21 protein-coding genes are annotated in these 24,581 nt (G+C 72.4%); 16 read left to right on the forward strand and 5 right to left on the reverse strand.

Annotated elements, in window-relative coordinates; all coding sequences use genetic code 11:
* Both ABD999_RS37985 and ABD999_RS37990 read right to left on the reverse strand, forming a co-directional pair.
* Positions 1 to 967 (reverse strand): AAA family ATPase (locus ABD999_RS37985; protein WP_345483138.1); only part of this gene is annotated, 967 nt, incomplete at its 3' end.
* 131 nt (positions 968 to 1,098) lie between these two features.
* Entirely contained in the window at positions 1,099 to 2,100 is a 1,002-nt protein-coding gene (locus tag ABD999_RS37990; protein ID WP_148034354.1) for an LLM class F420-dependent oxidoreductase, read from the reverse strand.
* Between the two features lie 81 nt (positions 2,101 to 2,181).
* Between ABD999_RS37990 and ABD999_RS37995 the strand changes: the two genes are divergently transcribed.
* The gene (locus tag ABD999_RS37995; protein WP_271278039.1) at positions 2,182 to 3,606 is read left to right on the forward strand and encodes a sulfatase family protein; all 1,425 of its coding nucleotides are present in this window, start codon (positions 2,182 to 2,184) and stop codon (positions 3,604 to 3,606) included.
* A 3-nt stretch (positions 3,607 to 3,609) separates the two neighbouring features.
* On the opposite strand, the gene ABD999_RS38000 is transcribed toward ABD999_RS37995, so the two are convergent.
* Positions 3,610 to 4,296 carry a FadR/GntR family transcriptional regulator gene (locus ABD999_RS38000; RefSeq protein ID WP_271278040.1) on the reverse strand — a complete coding sequence of 229 codons (687 nt, stop codon included), beginning with the start codon at positions 4,294 to 4,296 and terminating at the stop codon, positions 3,610 to 3,612.
* A gap of 75 nt (positions 4,297 to 4,371) precedes the next feature.
* On the opposite strand from ABD999_RS38000, the gene ABD999_RS38005 reads away from it, so the two are divergent.
* The 3 genes from ABD999_RS38005 to ABD999_RS38015 are packed head-to-tail and all read left to right on the forward strand — an operon-like array spanning position 4,372 to position 7,071.
* Positions 4,372 to 5,103 (forward strand): (Fe-S)-binding protein, encoded by a 732-nt coding sequence (locus tag ABD999_RS38005; protein ID WP_271278041.1) that lies wholly within the window; start codon positions 4,372 to 4,374, stop codon positions 5,101 to 5,103.
* Positions 5,100 to 6,500: a lactate utilization protein B gene (locus tag ABD999_RS38010; RefSeq protein ID WP_271278042.1), complete on the forward strand. Its 1,401-nt coding sequence runs from the start codon at positions 5,100 to 5,102 to the stop codon at positions 6,498 to 6,500. The genes ABD999_RS38005 and ABD999_RS38010 overlap by 4 nt, the downstream gene beginning before the upstream one ends.
* Complete coding sequence (locus ABD999_RS38015; protein ID WP_271278043.1) at positions 6,487 to 7,071, forward strand: LutC/YkgG family protein; 585 nt, start codon at positions 6,487 to 6,489, stop codon at positions 7,069 to 7,071. The genes ABD999_RS38010 and ABD999_RS38015 overlap by 14 nt, the downstream gene beginning before the upstream one ends.
* Here the strand turns inward: ABD999_RS38015 and ABD999_RS38020 are convergent.
* Both ABD999_RS38020 and ABD999_RS38025 read right to left on the reverse strand, forming a co-directional pair.
* Entirely contained in the window at positions 7,061 to 8,071 is a 1,011-nt protein-coding gene (locus tag ABD999_RS38020) for a baeRF2 domain-containing protein (RefSeq protein ID WP_148029874.1), read from the reverse strand. The genes ABD999_RS38015 and ABD999_RS38020 overlap by 11 nt on opposite strands.
* 6 nt (positions 8,072 to 8,077) lie before the next feature.
* Complete coding sequence (locus tag ABD999_RS38025; protein ID WP_187281006.1) at positions 8,078 to 8,431, reverse strand: DUF2795 domain-containing protein; 354 nt, start codon at positions 8,429 to 8,431, stop codon at positions 8,078 to 8,080.
* A gap of 94 nt (positions 8,432 to 8,525) precedes the next feature.
* Here ABD999_RS38025 and ABD999_RS38030 point away from each other — a divergent pair, with 94 nt between their 5' ends.
* The 12 genes from ABD999_RS38030 (at position 8,526) to ABD999_RS38085 (ending at position 24,566) form a co-directional block, all read left to right on the forward strand.
* A complete protein-coding gene (locus ABD999_RS38030) occupies positions 8,526 to 9,590 on the forward strand; it encodes a GNAT family N-acetyltransferase (RefSeq protein ID WP_271278044.1) in 1,065 nt (354 codons plus the stop codon).
* Between the two features lie 63 nt (positions 9,591 to 9,653).
* Entirely contained in the window at positions 9,654 to 10,829 is a 1,176-nt protein-coding gene (locus ABD999_RS38035; protein WP_271278045.1) for a bifunctional cobalt-precorrin-7 (C(5))-methyltransferase/cobalt-precorrin-6B (C(15))-methyltransferase, read from the forward strand.
* A 68-nt stretch (positions 10,830 to 10,897) separates the two neighbouring features.
* Entirely contained in the window at positions 10,898 to 11,746 is an 849-nt protein-coding gene (locus ABD999_RS38040; RefSeq protein ID WP_148029878.1) for a sirohydrochlorin chelatase, read from the forward strand.
* A gap of 15 nt (positions 11,747 to 11,761) precedes the next feature.
* A complete protein-coding gene (gene cobT / locus ABD999_RS38045; RefSeq protein WP_148029879.1) occupies positions 11,762 to 12,850 on the forward strand; it encodes a nicotinate-nucleotide--dimethylbenzimidazole phosphoribosyltransferase in 1,089 nt (362 codons plus the stop codon).
* 37 nt (positions 12,851 to 12,887) lie between these two features.
* Entirely contained in the window at positions 12,888 to 13,901 is a 1,014-nt protein-coding gene (gene speB, locus ABD999_RS38050) for an agmatinase (protein WP_148029880.1), read from the forward strand.
* Positions 13,902 to 13,985: 84 nt separating this feature from the next.
* Entirely contained in the window at positions 13,986 to 15,218 is a 1,233-nt protein-coding gene (cobA, locus tag ABD999_RS38055) for a uroporphyrinogen-III C-methyltransferase (RefSeq protein WP_148029881.1), read from the forward strand.
* A gap of 8 nt (positions 15,219 to 15,226) precedes the next feature.
* Positions 15,227 to 17,740, forward strand: coding sequence for a dynamin family protein (locus ABD999_RS38060; protein ID WP_271278047.1), 2,514 nt, complete (start codon positions 15,227 to 15,229; stop codon positions 17,738 to 17,740).
* A complete protein-coding gene (locus ABD999_RS38065) occupies positions 17,737 to 19,362 on the forward strand; it encodes a P-loop NTPase family protein (protein WP_271278048.1) in 1,626 nt (541 codons plus the stop codon). Before ABD999_RS38060 ends, ABD999_RS38065 begins: the two co-directional genes overlap by 4 nt.
* Positions 19,363 to 19,491: 129 nt before the next feature.
* Positions 19,492 to 20,061 (forward strand): single-stranded DNA-binding protein, encoded by a 570-nt coding sequence (locus ABD999_RS38070; RefSeq protein WP_148029883.1) that lies wholly within the window; start codon positions 19,492 to 19,494, stop codon positions 20,059 to 20,061.
* Positions 20,062 to 20,991: 930 nt separating this feature from the next.
* On the forward strand, positions 20,992 to 22,185 hold the full coding sequence (locus ABD999_RS38075) for a GGDEF domain-containing protein (protein WP_246640523.1): 1,194 nt from the start codon (positions 20,992 to 20,994) through the stop codon (positions 22,183 to 22,185).
* 86 nt (positions 22,186 to 22,271) lie between these two features.
* Complete coding sequence (ettA, locus tag ABD999_RS38080) at positions 22,272 to 23,936, forward strand: energy-dependent translational throttle protein EttA (RefSeq protein ID WP_148029885.1); 1,665 nt, start codon at positions 22,272 to 22,274, stop codon at positions 23,934 to 23,936.
* 120 nt (positions 23,937 to 24,056) lie between these two features.
* Positions 24,057 to 24,566 carry a VOC family protein gene (locus tag ABD999_RS38085; protein WP_271278049.1) on the forward strand — a complete coding sequence of 170 codons (510 nt, stop codon included), beginning with the start codon at positions 24,057 to 24,059 and terminating at the stop codon, positions 24,564 to 24,566.
* Positions 24,567 to 24,581 lie beyond the last annotated feature (15 nt).

A 24,581-nucleotide genomic window follows, 5' to 3' on the forward strand; every position in this document is an offset into this window, starting at 1 on the left:
GCGGGGGTTTCTGCTTGATCAGCCCCAGGTCACGGACGTAGGACAGATCGTCGGACAAGGCGGAGTCGGTGTAGAGGTCGCCGGCCACGATCGGTTCCATCACCCGCTTGACCCGGGGCTCGTGCAACCGCGCGGCCAGGGAGTCCAGGTGGACGGCGCGCGCCCTGATCAACCGTTCCTTGGCCTCGTCCACCTGCCCGGCGGTGACGGCGCCGGTCACCCCCATCTCGAAGGTGATCTCGTGGGCCACGGCGTTGACCAGCCACGGCTGTCCTTGCGTCAGCTCGAATACCCGCTCCACCGCGTCCTTGGTGAACTCCTGGCCGGTCGCCTCGGTGTGCTGGCCGTACAGCTCGCCGATCTGGCCGGCGGTGAAGTCGCCCAGGCGCAGCGACTTGGTGACGATGTTGAACGGGCTGGTGGGGTTGCACCGGCCCGGGTCGGCGCCCACGGCGGTCTTGTAGTCGCGGACGTCGCGCAGCCCGCACAGGATCACGGACGCGGGGAACGGGTGCCCGTCCGGGCGGGCGTTGTGACCGTCCCTGAGCTGGCAGAGGAAGCTGACCAGGCTGTTGCCCTGCAGGGCGTCGATCTCGTCGAAGAGCAGCACGATCCGGCGCGGACTGCGGCGGCACCACGCGCTCAGGCCCGTACCGAATCGGGTGCCCGGCGTGGCCTGCGGCCAGGGGTCCGGCGGGAGCAGTTTCTTCGGCCAGCCCGATCGCTCGGCGGCCTCGCGGATGGATTGCAGCAGGATCGACTCCGCGGCCGCGTAGTCGTCACCGGCCACTTTGGCGCGCTCGCAGGAGAACGCCAGGGCCGCGATGTCCCTCTCGGCCGTCAACTCGGACGCCAGGGTGCGCAGACCCGTCGTCTTGCCGGTCTGCCGGGGCGCGTGGACCACGAAGTAGCGATCCGTGTCGATCAGCGTCCGAGCCTCGGGAAGCCGGGGCGTGGGCGGGATCATGTAGTGGAGCCGGGGGTCACACGGGCCCGCGGTATTGAAAGATTTCGCTCGGGGTGCGCGCATAATCACATACTGTCATCACTCCTGTGTTGAGCGATGACGATTCAGCCCGCTGCGGTGGGGTCCTCCGCTCAGCCGAGCACCAGGTCGCGGATGGTCCGTAGGGACGGCTCGTCGCGCGGGCCCATCACGAGCAGCGACGTGACCGGCGACTTGTGCCACGGCTCCAGGCGTTCTTTGATCCGCCCCGGCGGGCCGACCAGGGAGATGCCGTCGGCCAGCTCGTCCGGGATGGCGCGGAACGCCTCGTCCTTGCGGCCCGCCAGGTAGAGGGCCTGGATGTGCTCGGCGGCCTCGGCGTAGCCCATCCGGCCGATGATGTCGGCGTGGAAGTTGCGGTGCCTGGCCCCCATGCCGCCGATGTACAGGGTCAGCATCATCTTGACCCCGTCGAGCGCCGCCCGCACGTCGTCGGAGATGATCACCATGACCATGGCCGCGATGTCGAAGTCGGGGTCGCGCGAGGCGAGCGCGTCGCCGTACATCTCCTCGATCTTGGAAGGGAACGCGAAGAGCGGGAGCCAGCCCTGGGCGACCTCGGCGGCGAGTGCGACGTTCTTCGGGCCCTCGGCGCCCAGGTAGACGGGGATGTCCTCGCGCAGCGGGTGGGTGATGAGCTTGAGCGGCTTGCCCAGGCCGCCGGGCAGGGGGAGCGGGTAGTGCGGGCCGTCGCTGGTCACGGGCTCCTCGCGGCGCCACACCTTCCGCATGATTTCGACGTACTCGCGCGTACGGGCCAGCGGTTTGGCGAACGGCTGGCCGTACCAGCCCTCGACCACCTGCGGCCCGGACGCGCCCACGCCGAGCAGCAGCCGGCCGCCCGTCAGGTGGTCGAGGGTCATGGCGGTCATGGCCGTGGTGACCGGCGGGCGGGCGGAGAGCTGGGCGACGGAGGTGCCCAGCTTGATCCGCGACGTGCGCGCCCCGTACCAGGCCAGCGGCGTGAACACGTCGGTGCCGTACGCCTCCGCGGTCCACACCGAGTCGTAGCCGAGCCGTTCGGCGGCCAGCACCGACTCGGTCGCGTCGTCGGCGTGGCGCTGCCAGTAACCGACGTTCAGGCCGAGCTTCATCGACACCTCCGGAATCTAGTTCTATTACCCCCGGCCGCGGCGGGGGTGTCAATGCGTCGTCGGCAGGGGAAGCCTGACCCTGTGCTCCTGCGCTGTCTGGCCTGCGTCCTGCTCCTGCTGTCGCTCGCGGCCGAGCCCACGGGCGCCTCCCGGAGGTCGCCGAACATCGTGGTCATCATGGCCGACGACCTGGAGGCCGGGACCCTCGCGCACTTTCCCCAGATCACCCGCCATCTGGTGCGGCAGGGCATGTCGTTCGACCGGTTCTTCACGGCCGACTCCTGGTGCTGTCCGTCGCGCTCGTCCATCCTGCGCTCCCAGTACGTCCACAGTCATGGCGTATGGACGAACACCGCCCCGGAAGGGGGATTTGAGCGCTTCAACGGCTTGGGTCTGGAACGTTCCACTATCGGGACTTGGATGCAGGATGCCGGGTATCGCACCGCGTACATGGGCAAGTACCTCAACCACTACCCAGGCCCGATGCCCGAGACGTACGTGCCGCCCGGCTGGGACACCTGGCACGTGCCCGTGCGCGGCCTCTACAACGAGTACGGCTACCGGCTCAACAGCGACGGCCGGCCGGTCGAGTACGGCTGGGGCGAGCATGACCACCTCGCCGACGTGCTGGCCGGCAAGGCGAGCGACTTCATCGCCGCGGACGGGCGGCCGTTCTTCCTCTTCCTGGCGCCGGTCGCGCCCCACCTGCCGGCCAACCCTCCGGTACGGCACGCGGAGGCGTTCACCGAGGCCACGGCGCCCAGGCCGCCGTCGTTCAACCAGGAGGACGTGAGCAAGGAGCCCGCCTGGCTGCGCGACCGGCCCCCGCTGAGCCAGAGCGAGATGGACAGGGCCGACCAGCTGTACCGCACCAGGCTGCGGGCCATGCTGGGGGTGGACGACCTCGTGGGCTCGGTGATGGACGCGCTGGCGAAGACGGGCCGGCTGCGTGACACGTACGTGTTCTTCACCTCCGACAACGGGTTCCACCTGGGCACGCACCGGTTGGCCCAGGGCAAGACCACGCCGTTCGAGGAGGCGATCCGGGTGCCGCTGGTGGTGCGCGGGCCCGGCGTGCCGGCCGGGGCGTCGGCCGGGGAGCTCAGCGCCACCGTCGACCTGGCCCCCACCATCGCGGAGCTGGGCGGGGCGCGGGTGCCGTCGTTCGCCGAAGGCCGGTCGATGACGCCGCTGCTGCGCGGCGGGCGGCCGGCCGGGTGGCGGGAGAACGTGCTCGTCGAGTTCGCCAGACCGGCCAACCGCCGCTCGGCCGCGCAGACGCCGGTGCCCGGCTACCGTGCCGTGCGGACCCGCCGCCACCTCTACGTCGCGTACGAGACGGGGGAGGAGCAGCTCTACGACCTGCGCGAGGACCCCTACCAGCTGCACAACCTCGCCGCCTGCGCGAACCCCGGGCTGCTGAAGGACCTGCGGGCCCGGCTGGACGCGATGCGTTCCTGCTCGGGCGCGGCCTGCCGGGTCGCCGACACCCTGACCCCCGGCTGACTGTCAGAACAGCGACGGGTAGGCGTCCGCCAGGTGGTCGGCGACCGCGCGGGCGGCTTCCTCCGGGTCGGCCGCGCGGATCGCGGCGAGGATGCGCACGTGCCCGGCGCGCAGCACCGTCGTGTCGCCCAGCTGTTCGACGGCTTCCACCGCGTGCCGCCGCATGGAGTCGCGCAGCGAGCGCATGAACGCGGCGATCAGCCGGTTGCCGGACGCGTCCGCGATCGCGCAGTGGAAGGCGGTGTCGTGCTCGACGAACTCCTCCGCCGACCGCGCCGCGTCCATCCCCGCCAGCGCGACGGCGAGCGCGGTGGTGTCCGCGCCGGCCGAGGCGGCGCGGGCGGCCGCCCAGCGCTCGATCATCAGCCGGGTGTCGATCACCTCGCGCGGCTCCAGGCTGGCCAGCCCGAGGTGCAGCCTCAGCAGGTCGGTCAGCGTGTGGTCGGGCCGGGAGATCAGCACCGCGCCCGCGTCCGGCCCCCGCCCGACCTGGGACGTCACCACGCCGAGCGTCTCCAGCACGCGCATCGCCTCGCGCACCGACGAGCGGCTCACGCCGAGCTCCTCGGCGAGCTGCCGCTCCGCGGGCAGCCGGTCGCCCGCCGTCAGCCCGTCGTCCGCGATCCGGCGCTCCAGCTGGGCGAGCACGTCCTCGAACGTGCGGGTCCGCTTCGGGCGGGTATCAGGCAACGGGACCTCCTTCGAGGATTGCGTTCCTCTATGGTCCGACCATACTGTGGTCAGACCATACCCGGAAGGAGAAGCGTGCGAGTCGCCCTGTTTCTCACGTGCGTGAACGACACGCTCTTCCCCGGCACCGGCAAGGCCGTCGTGTCGCTGCTGCGCCGGCTGGGCTGCGAGGTCGACTTCCCGGCCACGCAGACCTGCTGCGGGCAGATGCACCTCAACACCGGTTACCCGCAGGAGGGAGTGCGGCTGGCGCGCCACTTCACCGAGGTCTTCGCCGGCTACGAGGCGGTGGTCGTCCCCTCCGGGTCCTGCGCCGCGATGATCCGGGAGCAGTACCCCAAGCTGGTCAAGCCCGGCAGCAAGGGAGCGGCGGCCGTCGGGCGGGTGGTGCCGCGGGTGCACGAGCTGACCGAGTTCCTGCTGGACGTGCTGAAGGTCGAGGACGTGGGGGCCTACTTCCCGCACCGGGTGACCTACCATCCGACCTGCCACTCGCTGCGCGGGCTCCATCTCGGCGACCGCCCCGTGCGGCTGCTGGGCCGGGTGCGCGGGCTGGAGCTGGTCCAGCTTCCGGGCGCCGAGGAGTGCTGCGGCTTCGGCGGCACGTTCGCGATGAAGAACGCGGCCGTCTCCGCCGCCATGGGCGCCGACAAGGCGCGCAACGTGCTCGGCACCGGCGCCGAGGTGCTGTGCGCGGCCGACAACTCCTGCCTGATGCACATCGGCGGCACGCTGGCCCGCCAGAAGACGGGGGTACGGGTGATGCACATCGCGGAGATCCTGGCCGCCACGGAGGCGGGCGGATGAGCGCCACGTTCCTCGGCATGCCCGGGAGTTTCCCGAAAAACGCCGAAAAAGCCGTACAAAACTCGCAGCTTCGCTACAACCTCCGCAAAGCCACCCACACGATCCGAGGCAGGCGCGCGAGCGTCGTCGGCGAACTGCCCGACTGGCAGGAGCTGCGCGCGGCCGGCAAGGCCATCAAGGACGAGACGCTGCGCCACCTCGACCGCTACCTCCTCCAGCTGGAGGAGGCCGTCACGGACGCGGGCGGCCACGTGCACTGGGCGCGCGACGCCGCCGAGGCCAACCGCATCGTCACCGATCTGGTCAAGGCCACCGGCGAGACCGAGGTCGTCAAGGTCAAGTCGATGGCCACCCAGGAGATCGGCCTGAACGAGGCGCTGGCCGAGCACGGCATCGCCGCCCACGAGACCGACCTGGCCGAGCTGATCGTCCAGCTCGGCGACGACTTCCCCAGCCACATCCTGGTGCCGGCCATCCACCGCAACCGGGCCGAGATCCGCGAGATCTTCCTGGACCGGATGGGCGACGCCCCCGAAGGGCTCACCGACGAGCCCGCCGCGCTGGCCGAGGCCGCCCGCCTCCACCTGCGCGAACGGTTCCTCAGGAGCAAGGTCGCCATCTCCGGCGCCAACTTCATGGTCGCCGAGACCGGCACGCTCGTGGTGCTGGAGTCCGAGGGCAACGGCCGCATGTGCCTGAGCCTGCCCGAGACGCTCATCAGCGTGGTCGGCATCGAGAAGCTGGTGCCGTCCTGGCGCGACCTCGAGGTGTTCCTGCAACTGCTGCCGCGCAGCTCCACCGGCGAGCGGATGAACCCCTACACCAGCACCTGGACGGGCTCGGCCGAGGGCCAGGAGTTCCACCTGGTGCTGCTCGACAACGGCCGCACCGGAGTGCTCGCCGACGAGGTGGGCCGCCAGGCACTGCGCTGCATCCGCTGCTCGGCCTGCCTGAACGTGTGTCCCGTCTACGAGCGGGCGGGCGGCCACGCCTACGGCTCGGTCTACCCGGGCCCGATCGGCGCCATCCTCACCCCGCAACTGCGCGGCATGGGCTCCGACCTGGACGCCTCGCTCCCGTACGCGTCCAGCCTGTGCGGCGCCTGCTTCGAGGCCTGCCCGGTGGCGATCGACATCCCCGAGGTGCTCGTCCACCTGCGTGCCGAGGCCCCGCACGGGGCCGCGGAGCGCGCGGGCATGCGGCTGGCCGGCTGGGTGTTCGGCGACCGGGCCCGCCTGGCCGGGGTCCAGCGCCTGGCCTCGCGGCTGCGCAAGCTGGTGCCGAAGAGGCTGCCCGGCCCGCTGTCGGCCTGGACCGACACCCGCGACCTGCCGGACATCCCGGAAGAACCGTTCAGGGACTGGTGGGAAAGAGAGGAGCGGCATGGGCGCCCGTGAGGAGATACTCGGCCGGATCCGGCAGGCCGTGCGCGGCGCGCCCGAGGTGGAGATCCCGCGCGGCTACCGCACCGCGCCGCCGGTGGACGACCTGGCCGGCCTGTTCGCCGAGCGGGTGCGCGACTACCGCGCCATCGTGCACGTGCTGCCCGCCGCCGAGGTGCCCGCCGCGATCACCGAGCTGGTACGGGGGCGCCGCATGGTGATCCCCGACGGACTCCCGCCCGAATGGTCGGGGGGCGCCGAGCCCGCCGGCGGGTCGCTGGCCGAACTGGACGCCGCCGACGGCGTCGTGACCGGCTGCGCGGTCGCCATCGCCGAGACCGGCACCATCGTCCTCGACACCGGCCCCGGCCAGGGCACCCGCGCGCAGACGCTGGTGCCCGACTACCATTTGTGCGTGGTGCGGGCCGGCCAGATCGTGGCGGGCGTCCCCGAGGCGGTGGCCCGTCTCGACCCGTCACGCCCCCTCACCTGGATCAGCGGCCCGTCCGCCACCAGCGACATCGAGCTGAACCGGGTCGAAGGCGTGCACGGCCCCAGGACCCTGGAAGTGATCGTCAGTACCTGAGCACCGCCGCGACGTCCTCCACCTGGTCGGTGAACCAGATCTCGGCGTCGGTCATCGCCGCCGCCCTGACGAGGGCCGAGTCGGCGCGCTCCTGCACCGGGTGCTCCACCCCCCACGTGCGGAGCTCCCCGGCGTCGCGCGACACCTGCGTCGCGCCCTCGCCGATCCAGACGGTGCGCGGCAGCTCGCCGGGCATCAGCAGCGCGTGCACCCGGCCCTCGCGCAGCGCCTGCGCCACCCGGGCCACCCCGGTCGGGCCGTCCTGCTCGCCGTGGCGGTTCAGCAGCTCGGCCCTGCGGTCGTCCAGCCAGCCGCCGAGCGCGGTCTCCACGTCCTGCTCGAACCCGCCGGTCGCGTTGCGGTGGCCGCGCTCCAGCATCTGGATGCGGCCGGTGGACCGGGGGCCGAGGTGGTCGCAGAGCAGCGAGCGCGAATGCGGCTCACCCGCCACCAGCACGAGCTGGGCGTCGGTGCGCCGCACCTGCTCGTCGACCTCCTGGGCGACGGCCACGGCGTTCTTCTCCCAGGTCTCCTCCACCGCCTTCTCGTAGTGCCGCTGGGAGAAGCCGCCCTGCGCGGTCTTCTGCAGCGGCCACTCCTCGGCCTCGACGGTCGTCTTGCGCGGCGAGCCGTTCCCGTGCACCGAGACGTCCGCGCCGGCGTGGTCGATGATCACCCGCAGGTGCGGCACACTCTCGCCCCGCTGCATCAGCATCGGAGTGACGAGCGGCAGCGGCGAGAACGCCGCCAGCGGGCGGGGCGCCTCCGGCAGCGGCTCCGACAGCACCACGTCGCCGTGCACGGCGAACACCGCCCGTCCCGGTCCCGGGCTCAGCACCTCCTCACGCAGCGCCTCGGACTCGGTGCCGCCGGCCCGCTCCAGCTCGTCACACAGGCTCGTCCACAGGGCGGACCGGTCCCGCGCGGTGAGCCCGCCCACGTACACCGACGCGTACGGCCCCGGGCGCTCGTAGAGCGGCCGGATGAAGTCGAGTCGCACGTGTCATCACCTCCGCCTTGCCGCGCCGGGTCCCACGGCCCGGCACACCTCGGGCACGGTCATGTAACGGCGGGCCGGCAGCGCGCGCAGCAACGTGACCACCTCGTCGGGGGCGCCCATCCGCTCGGCGTGCCGCATCAGGTCGTAAGGGGTGGCGGGGAAGTCGGCGTCGCTCAGCCACGCGGCCAGGTCGCCGCGGACGCCTGCCGGGCCTCCCTGCCCGGGCGTGTAGCGGTGCACGCGCTCCAGCTGGCCCGGCTCGGGCTCCCGCCACTCCTCGGCGGGCACCGTCCCGACGCCGCGTGGGTTGCCGTCGGGACCGTCGAACCCGTCCGGCTCGTGCCTTCGCTGCTCGTCCATGCGAGGGCTGTGCTCTTTCATCATCGCTCCTCCCGTTGCGCCCCCCTACCCCCGCTTTCGTGGGCAAACATGGCTGATTGTGTACGCTGCCGACGTGTTCGATCCCCGGCTGACCATCACCACCGAGCGGCTCGTTCTGCGCCCGTTCGGCCTCTCGGACGTGGACCGGATCAGATCCGTCGTCGAGTCGGGCGTCCGGTTCCTGCCCCCCGGCGCCCCGGGTCACCTGGCGTCCGTCTCCCAGTGGCTCGCCAACGGCGTGCACGAACTCCAGCGCTCAGGCCAGGGCATCCACCTGGCGATGACGGACGGGAACGGGCTCATCGTCGGCGCCATCAGCCTGTTCAAGACCGCGTGGGGCGCCGGCACCACCGAGGTCGGCTACGGCGTGCACCCGCTCCACCGGGGGCGCGGGTTCGCCACCGAGGCGTTGCGCGGGCTGGTCGCGTACGTCTTCGCCGAGACCACGCTGCGCCGCGTCGACCTGACGGCCAACCTGGACAACCTGCCGTCCCTGCACGTGGCCAGGAAAGCTGGCTTCACCTGGGAAGGCGTGCTGCGCGCCGCGGTGCTCGAAGACGACGGGCCGCACGATCTGGTGATCTTCGGGATGCTCCGCGACGACGGCCGGACCCCTGGCGAGACCCTGCCCAGGGCCGAGCTGCGCACCGAACGGCTGCTCATCCGCCCGCCCGCCGAGAAGGACGTGCCGGACCTGGCCGCCACCGGCGCCGACCCGCTCACCCAGGCCATGACCGGCGTGCCGCGCCGCTACGGCCAGGCCCACGCCCGCGCCTTCGTCGCGACCTCCGAGCGGATGCGGCTGCGCGGCGACGGCATCGCCTGGGCCGTGGAAGAGCTGGCCGGCGGCCGGTTCGCGGCCAACGTCGACTGGGCCAACCGGTCGTGCGAGATCGGCTACATGGCCGCGCCGTGGGCGCGCGGCCGGGGCTACACCACCGAGGCCGTCGCCGCCATCGCCCGCTGGCTGCTGCGCGAGCAGCGCTTCCAGCGGCTCAAGCTGCGGGCCGCGGTGTCCAACCCCGCCTCCCAGCGGGTCGCGGAGAAGGCGGGCTTCGTCCGCGAGGGCGTCGAACGCAACGCGCTGCGCGGCGAGGACCTCGTCGTCTTCAGCCTGATCCCGTCCGACCTTTCCTGAGCGGGACCTCTTGGTGAAACGGTGGTGCAACCGTCAATCTGGTGGGTGAGGACGGTGAGGCCCATGATCACGGTTGTCGGGTGGGACGGTTCCGGGCTGTCGGCCAAGGCGGCCGACCGGCTGAAGGCCGCCAGGCTGGTCATCGGCCCCGACCACCTGACCCGGCGGCTGGCCCCGTCCGCCGCCACGGCCCATCCCGGCGGCCTGCTCGACGCCCTCGACGCCCACATGGAGCGGGGCGAGGGCCCGGCCGTCGTGATCGCCGAGGGCGACCCCGGCTTCTTCGGCGTGGTGCGCACGCTGCGCGGCCACGGGCTGGAGCCCGACGTGCTGCCCGCCACCTCGATCGTCACCCGTGCCTTCGCCTGCGCCGGGCTCGACTGGGACGACGCCCTCGTGGTCGCCCCGGCCGGCCCCCACCAGCTCGCCCGCGTGGTCAACGCCTGCCGGGCGCACCCCAAGGTCGCGCTGCTCGTCACCCCCGGCGTCGGCCCCGGCGAGATCGCCAGGGAGCTCGCCCCCACCACCCCGCGCGCGCTCGTCGTCTGCGAGGACCTCGGCGGGCCCGACGAGCGCGTCACCCACAGCCGCATGGGCGAGGCCACCACCCGGCCGTGGAAGGACCCGGACGTGGTGCTCGTGATCGACCCGCTGCACCGCCGGAAGGAGCCCGGCTGGGTGGCGGGCGCCCAGCCGGGACCGGCCGGATGGGCGCTGCCGCTGGAGTCCAGGCTGCCCGCCGAGGTGCGCGCGTACGTGCTCGCCAAGCTCGGGCCCCGGCTCGGCGACCTGGTCTGGGACGTGGGCGCGGGCAACGGCGAGATCGCGGTGGAGTGCGCCAGGTTCGGCGCCGCGGTGATGGCCGTCGAGCGCGACGCCGACGCCTGCGCCCGGCTGCGCGAGAACGTCCTGAGCCACGGCGTCAAGGTGGCGCTCACCCGGGGGCAGGCGCCGCCCGCGCTCGAACCGCTGCCCGACCCCGACGCCGTCTTCGTCGGCGGCGGCGGCCCCGACGTGATCGTCGCCTGCGCCGCCCGCCGGCCCCGCTCGCTGGTGTGCGCGCTGAAGACCGTCGAACGCGTGTCCGCCGTGCTCGACCTGCTGCGCGAGCACGGCTACCGCGCCGAAGGCACCCAGATCCTGGCCTCCGGGCTCGTCATCGGCCCCGACGGCGCGCACAGCCTGAGCTCCGCCGACCCGGTCTTCGTCGTGCACGCGACACCCGCGGGCACTTCCTGACCTGTCGCTCAGCGCCGCACATCGGTTATCCTCGCGTGTCCTCTTCTACGCACCGGAGAACCTTCCCCATGAAGCCGCCGCTCCTGCTTGTCGGGCAGGGCTCCAACGACGACGCCGATTCCGCCGAGTTCGGCAGGTTCGTGCACCGGCTCCGCTGCCGGCTCGACCAGACCGCCGCCGACGTGTCGGGCGGCTACCTCGAGCGGGCCACGCCCCTGCTGAGCGAGTCCGTCGCCTCTCTGGTCGCCCGCGGTCACCACCGCCTGGTGGCGCTGCCGCTGACCCTGAGCCGGACCAACGGCGAACTCCCCGCCGCCCTGGCCCTGGAGCAGCAGCGGCACCCCACCCTCGTGTACGACCACGGCCGGCCGGTCGGCCCCGACCCGCGCGTGCTCGCGCTGCTCGCCGAGCGGCTCAACGACGCCGCCACCGAGATGCCCAGGCCGCGCCCGCTGGAGCTGGTCGGCGCCCGCCCTCGGCTGCGCGCCGTCGACGGCGTCGCGTCCGACGGCGTCCCGCCGCACGTCGAGCCGGGTGAGACCGCCGTCGTGCTGGTCGGTGACGGCTCCACCGACCCGGCCGCCAACGCCGACGTGCACCGCGTGTCCCGGCTGTTCTGGGAGACTCACGCGTACGACTTCATGACCGTGGAGACCGCGTTCGTCTCCCTCACCCCGCCCGGTGTGCCCGGCGGGCTGGAGCGCTGCCGCCGCCTCGGCGCCAAGCGCGTCATCGTCGTGCCCTACCTGCTGTTCGCGGGCGGCACGCTGGAGCGCGTGTGGGCGCAGGCGCTCGCGTACGGCGCCGGCCACCCCGAGCTCGACATCCGCTGCGCCGAGGTGATCGGCGACTGTGAGACGCTGGCCGACGTGGTCATCGACCGCTACGAGGAAGCCCTCCAGCAGCTGGTCCCCTGAACCCCCGGAGGTTCCGTGCTCGCCGAGACACTCGCCGCGCTCCGCCCCGCCGACCCCCGCGCGATCGCCGACGCGCGTGCCCACCAGGACCGGCTCACCAAGCCGCGCGGGTCCCTCGGCGCGCTGGAGGAGGTCGCCGTGCGGCTCGCCGGGGCGGCCGGGGTCAGCCCGCCGCCCATGCCGGAGCCGGCCGCGCTGGCCATCTTCGCCGCCGACCACGGCGTGCACGCCCGCGGCGTCACCCCGTGGCCGCAGGAGGTCACGGTGCAGATGGTGCACAACTTCCTGGCGGAAGGGGCGGTGGCCAACGCCTTCGCCGCCCAGATCGGGGCGTCGGTCACCGTGGTGGACGTCGGCGTCGCCGCCGACCTGCCCGACGACGCCCGCCTGGTCAAGCGGAAGATCGCGTACGGCACCGCCGATCTGTCGCGGGGCCCCGCGATGACCGGCGAGGAGGCCGTACGCGCGCTGGAGGCGGGCATCGGCGTGGCCCGCGACCTGGTGGCGTCCGGCGCCCGGTGCCTGATCACGGGAGACATGGGCATCGCCAACACGACGGCCTCGGCGGCGCTGATCGCGGCCTTCACCGGCCGCGACCCCGCCGCGGTGACCGGCCTCGGCACCGGCGTCACGGAGGAGACCCACGCCCGCAAGATCGCCGTCGTCCGCGAGGCGCTCCAGGTCAACGGCATCCTCATGGAGGGCCGGCCGGATCCGCACGGGCTCAAGCTGCAGGAGGCGTCGCGGGTGCTGGCCGCCGTCGGCGGGTTCGAGCACGCCGCCATCGCCGGCTTCATCCTGGGCGGGGCGGCGGCGCGGGTGCCGGTGATCCTCGACGGCGTGATCGCCGGGGCCGCCGCGCTGGCCGCCGCCGCGCTCTCACCCGCCGCCGTCGACCACTGCGTCGCGGGCCACCGCTCCGCCGAGCCCGGTCATTCCGCCGCGCTGGAGCACCTCGGCCTGCGCCCTCTGGTGGACCTGGAGCTGCGGCTCGGCGAGGGCACCGGCGGGCTGCTGGCCCACCCGCTCGTCTGCGCCGCCGTCCGCGTCATGCACGAGGTCGCCACGTTCGACTCGGCCGGAGTCACCGAGAAGCACATGTGATGATGAAAGGGACAGGAACCACCCGATGAGGTGACCAGTGCCCAGATACGGACCGATGTACGGCCCGGACCTCACCTTCCTCGGCGTCGAACGCTGCGACGTCGACGACCCCGCGAGCTACGCGGACGCGGACGTCGTCATCCTCGGCGCCCCCTTCGACGGCGGGACCTCCCACCGCCCCGGCGCCAGATTCGGCCCGATGGCCCTGCGCCAGGCCTGCTACCTGCCGCAGGACGGCTCCAGGCCCAGCCTCGCGCTGCGCGTGGACGCCCTGCGCGACCTGCGGGTGCTCGACGCCGGCGACGTCGAGTGCTACTCGGGCGACGTGGAGGGCTCACTGGAGGCCATCGAGTCGGCGGTGCACCGGATCGCCGCCTCCGGCGCCGTCCCGGTGGTGCTCGGCGGCGACCACACGGTGGCGCTGCCGGACGCCCGCGGCACCGCCCGCGCGCACGCCCCCGGCCGCACCTCGATGATCCACTTCGACGCGCACGCCGACACCGGGAACATCTCCTTCGGCCACCTGTACGGGCACGGTCAGCCGATGCGCCGGCTGATCGAGTCCGGCGCGATCCGCGGTGACCGGTTCCTGCAGATCGGGCTGCGCGGCTACTGGCCGGAGCCGGAGACGCTGGAGTGGATGGCCCGGCAGGACATGCGCTCCTACGAGATGACCGAGATCGTCGCCCGCGGCCTGGAGGAGTGCCTCACGGAGGCGTTCCGCATCGCCCTGGACGAGTGCGACCAGATCTTCCTGTCCATCGACATCGACGTGTGCGACCCCGGCCACGCGCCCGGCACCGGCACCCCCGAGCCGGGCGGGCTCACGGCCCGGCAACTGCTCGACGCGGTGCGGCGCATCTGCTACGAGCTGCCCGTCGCGGGCATGGAGATCGTCGAGGTCGCGCCCCCGTACGACCACGCCGACATCACGGCGCTCCTCGGCAACAGGGTCGTCCTGGAGGCGCTCTCGGCGATGGCCAGACGGCGCGCCGACGAAGCGGGCGGAGAGCGCTGGGACCCCCGCCGGCCTCTGCTCGACGGCCGTTGACCCCTGCGCAACAAATGACGCGTTGAGAGCCGGTAGGTTTATCCACCTAGCACACAACGTTCGCGAACGGGAGATTCACCCACCATGGGCCCCTACCTCCTCGGCCTGCGGCTTTCCGGTCGCCGGGTCCTCGTCGTGGGTGGCGGGAGAGTCGCCCAGCGGCGGGTGCCCGCGCTGCTCGACGCCGGCGCGGAAGTGACCGTGGTCTCGCCGTCCGTCACCCCCGCTCTGGACGACCTCATCGCCGCGGGCCGGGTCACCTGGCACGCCCGGCCCTACCAGGTGGGCGACTGCGACGGCGCCTGGCTCGTCCAGGCGTGCACCGACGACCGGCCGGTCAACACCGCGGTGGCCGCCGAGGCCGAGGCCAAGCGCATCTGGTGCGTGCGCGCCGACGACAAGGACGCCTCCGCCGCCTGGACCCCGGCCTCCGGCCGGGTCGACGAGATCAGCGTGGCCGTCACCGCGGGCGGCGACCCGCGCAGGGCGGCCGGCATCCGTGACGCCGTGGTGGGCGCGCTGCGCGACGGCACCGTCGACGCCCGGCGCAACCGCACCAAGCCGGTGGGCGTGGCGCTCGTCGGCGGCGGGCCCGGCGACCCCGGGCTGATCACCGTACGCGGGCGCCAGCTCCTCGCGCAGGCCGACGTGGTCGTCGCCGACCGGCTGGCGCCCCGCGCCCTGCTCGACGAGCTGGCCCCCGATGTCGAGCTGGTCGACGCCGCCAAGGTGCCCTACGGCCGGTCCCTCTCCCAGGAGAAGATCAACGAGCTGCTGGTGGAGCGCGCCAGAGAGGGCAAGTTCGTGGTCCGGCTCAAGGGCGGCGACCCGTTCGTGTTCGGGCGCGGCGGCGAGGAGATGATCGCCTGCGCCCGGGCCGGCATCCCCGTGCTGGTCGTGCCCGGCATCAGCAGCGCCGTCGCGGTGCCCGCCGCGGCCGGTGTCCCCGTCACGCACCGCGGGGTGAGCCAGGAGTTCCACGTCATTTCGGTGCATGTCGCGCCGGACGACCCCCGGTCCACCGTCGACTGGCCCGGCCTGGCGCGTTCCCGTGGCACCCTGGTGCTCATGATGGCCGTCGAGCGGCTGCCCGCGGTCGCCGAGGCCCTCATCCGAGACGGACGTCCACCGGAGACTCCCGTAATGGTGGTGCAGGACGGTACCCTTCCGACCCAGCGGGCGGTCACCGCTTCGCTTTCCACCGTGGCCGAACGCGTGTCCGCGGCTGGGATACGGCCACCGGCGATCATCGTCGTCGGCGATGTCGTCGAGGTCGGCCAGGAGGTCGAGATGGTTCGAGCGGAGCGCCTGCCTTGAACACCGCCATGGATGACGGGCGCGGAGAGCGGCCAGGGGAGCAGACCCTGAGCCTCCCCGCCATTACCGACGCGCCCCCGGGCCCTCCGGCGGACCTACCCGCCGAGCCAAAGCGGGCTGCGGGCCGCCCGCCAGGCGCGAAGCCGGAACGCGAAGCCACCGGCCCGCCGGAGAGCTCCGCCGCCCGACCCGGGCGGGACTCTCCTGCCGGGAGCCGGGCCGGCGAGCGCTCCGAGCCGGAGTCTCCCGCCGGGAGGCGTGAGCCGGGTGTCGCCGAGCGCTCCGAGCCCGAGTTCGATGCCTTCACGCCGTTCGCCTCCGGGGACTCGAAGCCGGGTCCCGAGGCGCCCGCTGAGCCCCAGTTCGACGCCTTCGGCCCGGTCGTCAGAGGCTCCGGGGCCGCGGCTGCCGAGCCGGAGCCCGCGACCGGGGAGGAGACGGACCAGGCTCCGGAGGGAACTCCTGCGGCCAAGCGCGAACCGGTCGCCGTCGAGGACTCCGAGCCGGAGGCACCCGCCGAGTCCGACGCATCCGAGGCCGCCGAGTCCGGCCTTCCGGCCGAAGCACCCGGGGACAGCGCTGACGAGAAGGCCGTCGCCGACGAAGACGAGGCGGACTCCGTACCGGAGGAGCCCGAGGCGAAGTCCGTACCGGAGGACTTCGGCGACGAGCCGGACTCCGTACGGGAGAGTCCCGAGACCGAGGCGGACTCCGTGCCGGAGGAGACCGAGACCGAGACGGACTCCGTACCGGAGGAGACCGAGACCGAGACGGACTCCGTATCCGAGGGGCCCGAGGCGGATTCTGTACCTGACAAGCCTGAGGCCGAGGCGGAGTCCGTATCCGAGGGGCCCGAGGCGGAGGGCGTACGTGAGGAGGAGTTGCCGCCTGAGACCGTGAAGGCGATGGCGGCGGCGCTCGGGGCGCTGCGCGAGAGTGTGGCGTCGCTGCGGTTCGGGCTCGACCTGCCGGGCGCCGGCGAGGCGCGCAAGGCGAGCGGCGAGCTGCTCGCCCAGCTTGAGGACTACGTGCTGCCGAGGGTGCGGATGAACACCGCGCCCGCCCTGATCGTGGTCGCGGGCTCGACCGGCGCGGGCAAGTCCACGCTGGTCAACTCCCTCGCCGAGAAGAACGTGTCGCGCACCGGCGTGCGGCGGCCGACCACCGGCGTGCCCGTCCTGGTCTGCCATCCCGACGACCGCCAGTGGTTCGCCGAGGGCGAGCTGCTGGGCGGCCTGCGACGGTTCGACCAGGCCAGGCCCGAGGCGGGCCAGCGCGGCATCGTGATCAGCGCCACGGAGAAGCTGCCCCAGGGCGTGGCGCTGCTCGACACCCCCGACATCGACTCGGTCGTCGAGGAGCACCACGAGATCGCCCACCGCATGCTCGACGCCGCCGACCTGTGGATCTTCGTCACCACCGCCGCCCGCTACGCCGACGCCCCCGCCTGGAACCTGCTCCGCCTGGCCAAGGAGCGCGGCGCCAGGCTGGCCATCGTGCTCTCCCGCGTCCAGGACAGGGCCCGCGAGGTGGTGCTCAAGCACTTCGTCCGGATGCTCACCGAGTACGGCCTGGGCGAGATCGACCGGTTCGTCATCAGCGAGTCGAAGGTCGCCGACGGTCGGCTGCCCGACAGCGAGGTGACCGAGGTGCGGCTGTGGCTCGCCGAGCTGTCCGTCGACGGGGCCCGCCGCGCCCAGGCGGTCAAGGAGACGCTCAACGGCGTGCTCGACAGCTTCCGCACCCGCGTGCCGGCGCTGGCCAAGCACCTGGAGGCGCAGGTCGCCTTCCGCGGTGAGCTGCGCGGCGACGTGGAGGCCGCCTACCTCGGCGCCCTCACGGACCTCGACAAGGCGTTCAGGAGCGGTGCGCTGATCCACGGCGAGGTGCTCGCCCGCTGGCAGGACTTCGCCGGCTCCGGCGACCTGATGCGCTCGCTCCAGCTGCGCAAGCGCGCCAGGAGCGGCAGGCAGACGCCCGAGCGGATCATCGCGTTCAGGGCGGCGCTGCGGGCCGGCCTGGAGTCCGTGATCGTGGCCGCCGCCACCCGCGCGGCTGAGGAGGTGACCGCTCGCTGGCGGCACCGCGCCGAGGTCGGGGCGGCGCTCGCCGACGGCCTGGAGCGACCTTCCGACGACCTCGTACGGCACGCCGGCCGGGCTGTCGCGGCCTGGCAGGAACACGTCACCGAGCTGGTCCGCACCGAGGGCGTGGCCAAGCGGACGGTGTCGAAGCTGGTGTCGTTCGACGCCGACTCGCTGTCGCTGATCTTCATGGTCGCCATGTTCAGCGGCGGCCATGTCGAGGGGGTGCCGCACCGGCTGGTCAAGGCGCTGCTGGGCGCCGAGTCGCTGCGCGGCATCGGCGCCAAGGCGCTGAGCGACCTGCGGGCCAGGATCAGCATGCTGTTCGACGAGGAGTCCATGCGATACGTGCAAGCGCTCGACTCGGCCGGCATCCCCGACGAGTCCGCCGCGACGCGGCTCTACCAGGCCACGTACAACCTTGAGGTCGCACGATGACCACCGTCACCACGCCCAGGCCGGGGCTCTCGTCCCGGCTGTCCGCGCTGTCCAAGGTCGTGGAGCTCGGCCCCGGACGGCTCGACCCCAAGCTGATGTCGGAGGCCGAGTCGCTGCTGCTGCGCGCCGGTGACCGGCTCAAGCTGTCGTCGGAGCACACCGTGGTCGCCCTCGCGGGCGGCACGGGCAGCGGCAAGTCGTCGCTGTTCAACGCCGTCTCGGGGCTGGAGCTGTCGCCGACCGGCGTGCGGCGGCCCACCACCGCCCGCACCCACGCCTGCGTGTGGGGGCTCGAAGGCGCGGCGCCGCTGCTCGACTGGCTGCAGATCCAGTGGCGCCACCGGTTCGCCCGGGCCAGCGCGCTGGACAAGGGCGAGAGCCAGCTGCACGGGCTCATCCTGCTCGACCTGCCCGACCACGACTCGATCAGGGCGCTCAACGACAACGAGGCCGACCGGCTCATCGGGCTGGCCGACCTGGTGGTGTGGGTGCTCGACCCGCAGAAGTACGCCGACGCCTCCACCCACCGCCGCTACGTCACCGAGCTGGCGGGCCACGAGGCGGTGACCGTGTTCGCGCTCAACCAGGCCGACCGGCTCTCCACCGAGGAACTGGCCGAGCTGGTCATCGACCTCAACGACCTGCTCCGCCGCGAAGGCGTCGAGCACCCGACGGTCGTGCCGACCTCGGCCGTCACCGGCCGCGGCGTCGAGAGCCTCAAGAGCGTCGTCGCGGCGGCCGTCTTCCGCCGCCGGGCCGCGATCCAGAGGCTGGAGGCCGACCTCCGCAAGCTGGAGCAGCGGATGACGGCCGCCATGCCGGTCGGGGAGGCGCTGGCCATCCCCGCCGCGGTGGACGAGGCCCGCAAGATGGGCCTGGTGGACGCGCTCTGCGACGCCGTCGGCGTGCCGGCCGTGGGCGAGGCCATGGAGAACATCTACGTCGAGCGCTCCAACCAGTGGGTGGGCTGGCCGTTCCCGCGCTGGGCCGACCGGTTCCGCCCCGACCCGATCAAGAGCCTCCGCCTGGAGGACGTCAGCGACGAGATCAAGGGCATCGCGGCCGGCACCGTGACCGCGCAGGCGGCCGAGGTCACCAACGCCGTCCAGGCGCTGGCCGAAGGGCTGTCGGGCACCATGCACCCGGTGTGGCGGTCGTCGCTCCACCACGCGGCCCGCTCCCGGCTGGGCAAGGTGCCGTCGGCGCTCACCGAGGACCTCACCGAGGTCGCGCCCCAGCTCGACCGGGTGCCCGCCTGGTGGCGGCTGCTCAAGGCGTGGCAGTACGCCCTGGTGGCGGCGTTCGGGTGCGGCGTGCTCTGGCTCCTGCTGGGGCTGCTCATACCGGGCGCGCTGCCGCCGGCGCTGGAGCTGATGGGCGACACCGCGGCGCTGCCGTGGGCGGCGCTGATGACGGTGTCGGTGCTCGGGCTGGGCGCCCTGTCGGGCATCGCCTCACGCAACTTCGTCGAGCTGGGCGCCTCGCGCGAGCGGGAGCGGCTGGAGCGGGAGATGCGGCGGCGGGTGGCGGCGATCGCGGAGAAGATGGTGGTGGAGCCGGTGGAGCGCGAACTCGCCCGCCACCACGCCTTCTACACCGCGATGCGCGGCCTGTCGAGCTGACCTTCCACAGCCTCCGCGCCCGCCGGGCGGTCATCCCCAGAACACCGCTCGGCGGCTTCGCGGGCGGGCCGTGGTCGGCACCGTGGTCCCAGGTCGCGGGCGTCCGGCCCGCCACAGGGGAGGCAACGGATGAACGACATCTACGTCACGCTCACCGGCAACGTCGCGGCGGAGCCGCGTCAATACACCTTCGACGACGGGTCCAAGGTCACCTCGCTCCGGGTGCTCACCGCCCATCGCTACTTCGACAGGAAGTCGGGCCAGTGGGCCGACGGCGAGAAGGTCTGCTTCGCGGTGCGCTGCTGGCGCGCGCTGGGCGACAACGTCGCCCAGTCCGTACGGGTCGGGCAGCCGGTGGTGGTGTCGGGCAAGCTCCGCATCCGCGAGTTCGGCCCGGAGGGTGACCGGCGTTTCATGCCCGAGGTCGAGGCCTCGGCCGTGGGCCACGACCTGCGCTGGGGCACCGGCACCTTCGTCAAGCCCGAGCGGGCGGGCGGCGGCCCGGTGAGCAGGGAGATGCGCGACCGCCTCGACGAGGAGACCCAGGACTGGGCGATGGGCGCCGCCCGCAAGGGGCCCGGCATGGTGGTCAGGGAGATCCCGGCGGACGAGGCCGCGGTGCGCATCATCGGCGCCGACGACAACGAGAAGGAGTCCGAAGACGCCGAGTGGCCACAGGAAGAGCGAGCCGCAGCCTGATGCCCCGTCCATGGCGGCGCGCCATTTCCGGCGTCCGGCCAGGTGGTCCGGTGCCGGCGGTGGCGCGCCGACCGTGGCGTTCGGTCAGGTGGTCCGGTGCTGGCGGTGGCGCGCCGATCCTGGCGTCCGGTCAGGTGATCCGGCGCTGGAAGTGGCGCGCCGGCCCCGGCGTCCCGCCAGGAGGGCCCGCGCCGGAAACGGCGTGCCGGCTCCGGCGTCCGGCCAGGTGGTCCGGTGGTGGAAGTGGCGCGCCGATCCCGGCGTCCCGTCAGGAGGTCCGGCCGCTGGCGGTGGTGCGCCGCCTCTGGCGTCCCGCCAGGAGGTCCCGCGCCGGAAACGGCGCGCCGATGTCGCGTAGCCGGTGGCGGGCGTCCGGCCGGGTCCTCCCCGGTTCTCCGCAGGCTCTCCGGGGTGACGGCGGGATGAGCGGGCCGGGGGCATGCCTCACGGTGCCTAGCCCGGGGGTTTCCCGAAGAGGTCGATGAGATGACCTCGGCGCTGGCGAGAGGTCGCGCGGGTGATGCTGGAACACGAGGGATGCGGGAAGACGAACCGGGCCCCGGGAAGGTGGGGGGAGGGGGCATCGGTGGCGCGCTGAGTGGTGAGCGCCGGGGCCGATGGGTCGCCCGCGTGGAGGGCAAGGGCGGTCGTCAAGTCCAGATGACGCCCCGCATCATGATGTGCTCCCTTCGCAGTGGCTTGTTCGCGGAAGCGAACCGTGTCCACATCCAGCCAACCACATAAGCTCTGCGGTTTCTCTGGCAAAGCTATCGTTTCCCATCGCGCACCGCACACTCCGCAACTATTGTGTTACACATCGTTAGTGGGAGGGGAGACCACATGGCGGCGGCCAGTCACACCTCGATAAAGCGACGTGACGGTCTGTCCGCATTGGTCTCCCGATGGCCATTTCTCGGCCAACGCCGGGCCTTGGTCGCCTACATCAGTGTGATCGTCGTCGCCGACCTGGCCGCGATCGCCGCGACGGCCCTCACCACCCCCTTCCACTGGCGCAGCCTGATGGTCTTCGCGGCGCTGATGGGCTGCGGCGCGGTCTGCATCGAGGCCACCCGACGGCTCGGCATGCCGGCGGGGGTGTCGCGTGACCTGCTGTCGGCCTGGTGGCTGCCCGTCGCGCTGCTGCTGCCGCCGGTGTACGCGCTGCTCGCGCCGATCGTGCTGCAGACGCTGCTGCAGCTGCGGGTCCGGGCGGCGGTGCTGCACCGGCGGGTGTTCAGCGCGGCCGCGATCGGCCTGGCCGGGTGCGCGGCGTCCCTGCTGTTCCACGGGCTGGCCCCGGAAGCCTGGCCGCTCTCGGGGAGCGACAGCGCCACCATCATGCTGGCTATCCTGGCCGCCGTGGTGTTCGCGCTCATCAACACCGCCCTGATCGCGATCGCCGCCCACACCGCCAACCCCGACCTCGGCTGGCGCGCGGTGCTCTGGGACCGGGAGAGCTTCACGCTGGACGTGGTGGAGCTGTGCCTCGGCGTCACGGTGACCGTCGGGTGCGGCCTGCACCCCATCCTGCTGCTGCTCGCCCTCCCCCCGGTCGTGCTGCTCCAGCGCAGCCTCCTGCACGCCCAGCTGCAGGCGGCGGCCCGCACCGACGCGAAGACCGGCCTGCTCAACGCCGCCGCCTGGCAGCGGGAGGCCGACACCGAGATCGTCCGCGCGCGCCGTACGGGAGAGACGCTCGCGCTCCTGATCATCGACATCGACCACTTCAAACGGGTCAACGACGCCCACGGGCATCTGGCCGGAGACCTGGTGCTGGTCAACGTGGCGGACGTGCTCCGCGGCCAGTTGCGCGACTACGACCTGGTGGGGCGCTTCGGCGGCGAGGAGTTCGTCGTGCTGCTGCCGGGGGCCGACCTGCACGAGGCCCGCCGGGTCGCCGAGCGTCTGCGTGCCCGGATCGGCCGCATGTCCGTCCCCGCCGACGAGGCGGTCATCTCGGTCACGGTCTCGGCGGGCGTCGCCCTGATGTCCGAGCACGGCGACGACCTCATCGAGCTCCTGGCGGCCGCCGACCTGGCCCTCTACCGGGCCAAGGAGCTGGGCAGAAACCGCGTCTGCGTCCCCGCCGTCCCGCCCCGTCTCCAGGGCGACCCGGCCGGCTGACCTCGCGGCTCCCCGGCAGGCCCGGCCAGGAAGGCCCTTCGCCGTCCCGTTCGGAAGCTCGGGCGGGAGCCCCTAAGCTAGATACCATGCCGGAGTACATCTATACGCTTCAGCGCGTGCGCAAGGCGCATGGCGACAAGGTTGTCCTTGACGACGTCACCCTGTCGTTCCTGCCAGGGGCCAAGATCGGTGTCCTGGGGCCCAACGGCACGGGCAAGTCGACGCTGCTCCGGATGATGGCCGGTCTGGAGCAGCCGTCCAACGGCGAGGCGCGGCTGATGCCGGGCTTCACCGTGGGCATGCTCCAGCAGGAGCCGCCTCTCAACGAGGAGAAGACCGTGCTCGGCAACGTCCAGGAGGGCGTCGCCGAGACGATGAGGATGCTCGAGCGCTACAACGAGATCGCCGAGCAGATGGCCACCGACTACAGCGACGAGCTGCTCGACGAGATGGGCAAGCTGCAGGAGCAGCTTGAGCACCGCAACGCCTGGGATCTCGACAGCCAGCTGGAGCAGGCGATGGACGCCCTGCGCTGCCCGCCGCCCGACGCCGACGTGACGACGCTGTCCGGTGGCGAGCGCCGCCGCGTGGCCCTCTGCAAGCTGCTGCTGGAGGCGCCCGACCTGCTGCTGCTCGACGAGCCGACCAACCACCTCGACGCCGAGAGCGTCCAGTGGCTGGAGCAGCACCTGGAGAAGTACGCCGGCACCGTCCTGGCCGTCACCCACGACCGCTACTTCCTCGACAACGTCGCGACCTGGATCCTCGAGCTCGACCGCGGCCGTGCCTTCGCCTACGAGGGCAACTACTCGACCTACCTAGAGGCCAAGGCGGCCCGGCTCAGGGTCGAGGGCCAGAAGGACGTCAAGCGCAAGAAGCGCCTCGAAGACGAGCTGGAGTGGGTCCGGTCCAACCCGAAGGCCCGCCAGACCAAGAGCAAGGCCCGGCTCCAGCGCTACGAGGAGATGGCGGCCGAGGCCGACAAGCACCGCAAGCTCGACTTCGACGAGATCCAGATCCCGCCGGGCCCGCGCCTCGGCACCACGGTCATCAGGGCGGAGGATCTCACCAAGGGCTTCGACGACCGCCTGCTGATGGAGAAGCTCACCTTCGACCTGCCGCGTAACGGCATCGTCGGCATCATCGGCCCCAACGGCGTCGGCAAGACCACGCTCTTCCGCATGATCACGGGTGACGAGCAGCCCGACGGCGGCGCCATCACCGTCGGCGACACCGTCAAGATCTCGTACGCCGACCAGAGCCGGGGCGGCATCGACCCCAACAAGAACGTGTGGGAGGTCGTCTCCGACGGGCTCGACCACATCAAGGTCGGCAACGTCGAGATGCCGTCGCGCGCCTACATCGCCGCGTTCGGGTTCAGGGGGCCCGACCAGCAGAAGAAGGCGGGTGTGCTGTCCGGCGGCGAGCGCAACCGGCTCAACCTGGCGCTGACCCTCAAGCAGGGCGGCAACGTGCTGCTGCTCGACGAGCCCACCAACGACCTCGACACCGAGACGCTGTCCTCGCTGGAGAACGCGCTGCTGGAGTTCCCGGGCTGCGCCGTCATCACCTCCCACGACCGGTGGTTCCTCGACCGGATCGCCACGCACATCCTGGCGTGGGAGGAAGGGTCCAACTGGTTCTGGTTCGAGGGCAACTTCGCCGACTACGAGAAGAACAAGATCGATCGGCTGGGCGCCGACGCGGCCCGCCCGCACCGGGTGACCTACCGCAAGCTGCACCGCGACTGATCGCGTGGTTCCACCCGAGATCCCGCACGGAGACCGTCTCCGTGCGGGATCTCGCGTTTCCGGGGTGTACGAGAGATGTCTAGAATCAGATTCTAGATTCGCTGAGGGGAAGGAGTCCGGGTGGAGCTCGAACTGGACGGCGTCGAGGTGGCCTTCGACCACACGGCCGTGGCCGCGCCGCGCATCAGGGACCTGCTGCCCATCTACCGCGACCTGCTCGGTGGGCGGCACCTCGGGGGCGGGGGCGACAACCGGCGGGCCGGATACCGGACCCTGCAGCTCACCTACACCAACGGGAGCAAGATCGAACTGATGGAGCCGCTGCCCGGCTCGACGTTCTTCGACAGCTTCTTCGAGCTGACCCGGGGCAGGGGCGGCGTGCACCATCTCAACTTCCACGTGAGCGACATCGACGCGGCCGTGGCTGAGCTGAGGGGGAAGGGCTACCGCCTGCACGGGCTGAACCTGTCGGATCCCCGCTGGCGGGAGGTGTTCCTGCACCCGAAGGAGGCGCACGGGGTGCTGATCCAGCTCGCCCAGGTGGGTCCGCGCCCGGACGGGCCGAGGGCGACGCTGGAGCAGGTGCTGGCCGGCGAGGGCAGGAACGGGAACGGGATCCCGAGCCCTTGAGCAAACGCAGAAGAA

It is taken from the genome of Nonomuraea ferruginea, from assembly GCF_039540635.1.
In the GTDB taxonomy this organism is placed as follows: domain Bacteria; phylum Actinomycetota; class Actinomycetes; order Streptosporangiales; family Streptosporangiaceae; genus Nonomuraea; species Nonomuraea ferruginea.

Excerpts from the sequence above, each read along its gene's own strand:
- ABD999_RS37990 (WP_148034354.1), bottom strand. The coding sequence starts at position 2,100 with ATGAAGCTCGGCCTGAACGTCGGTTACTGGCAGCGCCACGCCGACGAC.
- ABD999_RS38010 (WP_271278042.1), top strand. The coding sequence starts at position 5,100 with ATGAGCGCCACGTTCCTCGGCATGCCCGGGAGTTTCCCGAAAAACGCC.
- ABD999_RS38015 (WP_271278043.1), top strand. The coding sequence starts at position 6,487 with ATGGGCGCCCGTGAGGAGATACTCGGCCGGATCCGGCAGGCCGTGCGC.
- ABD999_RS38025 (WP_187281006.1), bottom strand. The coding sequence starts at position 8,431 with ATGGACGAGCAGCGAAGGCACGAGCCGGACGGGTTCGACGGTCCCGAC.
- ABD999_RS38035 (WP_271278045.1), top strand. The coding sequence starts at position 9,654 with ATGATCACGGTTGTCGGGTGGGACGGTTCCGGGCTGTCGGCCAAGGCG.
- ABD999_RS38040 (WP_148029878.1), top strand. The coding sequence starts at position 10,898 with ATGAAGCCGCCGCTCCTGCTTGTCGGGCAGGGCTCCAACGACGACGCC.
- cobA (WP_148029881.1), top strand. The coding sequence starts at position 13,986 with ATGGGCCCCTACCTCCTCGGCCTGCGGCTTTCCGGTCGCCGGGTCCTC.
- ABD999_RS38060 (WP_271278047.1), top strand. The coding sequence starts at position 15,227 with ATGGATGACGGGCGCGGAGAGCGGCCAGGGGAGCAGACCCTGAGCCTC.
- ABD999_RS38065 (WP_271278048.1), top strand. The coding sequence starts at position 17,737 with ATGACCACCGTCACCACGCCCAGGCCGGGGCTCTCGTCCCGGCTGTCC.
- ABD999_RS38070 (WP_148029883.1), top strand. The coding sequence starts at position 19,492 with ATGAACGACATCTACGTCACGCTCACCGGCAACGTCGCGGCGGAGCCG.
- ettA (WP_148029885.1), top strand. The coding sequence starts at position 22,272 with ATGCCGGAGTACATCTATACGCTTCAGCGCGTGCGCAAGGCGCATGGC.